Origin of the sequence: Kitasatospora sp. NPDC058032, assembly GCF_042885845.1 — a bacterium.
Lineage (GTDB): Bacteria > Actinomycetota > Actinomycetes > Streptomycetales > Streptomycetaceae > Kitasatospora.
This window is the reverse complement of the sequence record NZ_JBHVRK010000091.1, coordinates 1-1,091: the sequence shown is the minus strand read 5'-3', so window position 1 is coordinate 1,091 and position 1,091 is coordinate 1. Positions and strand designations below refer to the sequence as shown.

Annotated in this window: 1 protein-coding gene; it reads right to left on the bottom strand. The window is 68.5% G+C overall.

Annotated elements, in window-relative coordinates; translation table 11 throughout:
• Nucleotides 1–204 precede the first annotated feature (204 nt).
• Nucleotides 205–1,091, bottom strand: an 887-nt coding sequence (locus ACFVUH_RS37470) for a putative PEP-binding protein (RefSeq protein ID WP_387918117.1), incomplete at its 5' end; no start/stop codon positions are given.

Here is a 1,091-nt window from a genome sequence, read left to right as displayed (position 1 = left end):
GGACTCGACCGTGCAGTTATCAGCTGCCCACGACTACCGCTGCTTCCCATGCGCGCGCGCATGTCGGAGACGCCTGGTGAGGTGATAACTACCGGGTCGAGTCCCGTCAGTCCCGTGCTTTCTGTGGAGAACCCATCTGACCTGCGCTTTCTCTTGTGGGACTGACACGGGACCAAAGGGCTCCGGGGCTGAAGGCACCGCACTTCAGCCGGTGGAACGGGAGCTGGGAGCCAGGAGAAGCTGCTGGAGTTCGGCGGTGCACATCATGTAGCCGTCGGGGGCCGGCAGGTGTGCGAGGTAGTGGTCGAGGTCCGATGCCAGGGAGAAGACCCGTACCGGGGTGCCCGCGGCGCGGGCGGATTCGACGACGCTGCGTACGCCGTCCAGGACGGAGGGGTGGCGGGTGCGGTAGGAGTCGGCGACCAGGTGGTTGCCCCGGTCCGCGGCGAGATAGAACTGCACCAGGTCCTTGAGGCCGACGAAGAGTTCACTGGCCCCGGCGGCGCACAGCGCGGTGGTGGCGTGGACGGCGGAGGGCGTCTCGACGAAGGCGGACAGGGGGGTGCCGTCGGGTAAGTCGAGATGGGCTCTGAGTTGTGCGAACTCCGTCTCGTCGCTGACGAACGGCACCGAGAGCCCCACCCGGTCCGCCTCGTCGCCGAGGCGTTTGCGCAGGGTCGCCAGTACGGCGTGCAGGGCCTCGCGGTAGCCGGTGGAGCCCAGGAGCCAGCGTGCGCCGTGCATGCCCATCTCGGGGTTGGGCTCGATGGCGACGGGGGCGGCCTGGGTGACTTCGGCCGCGTGGTCGGAGCGCAGGTCGAGCATGCGCAGGACGAGTCGCTGACCGGGCAGAAGCGCTTCGACGAAGCCGCAGAGCCGCTCTCCGACGGCCTGTCCGTAAGCGGTGATGCCTGCGGTGTCGCCGGCCATGGCGTCGAGCGGGCTCAGCCCCAGGGCCAGGCAGAGGAATTCCTCACGGATGAAGAAGGACTCGACGCGGGCGGCTTCGGGTCCGCAGGAGTTGATCGTCGTGATGTCCTGGAGGTCCGCGATGACCGCACACGCCGAGCCGATGGCGTCCAGTACGGGGT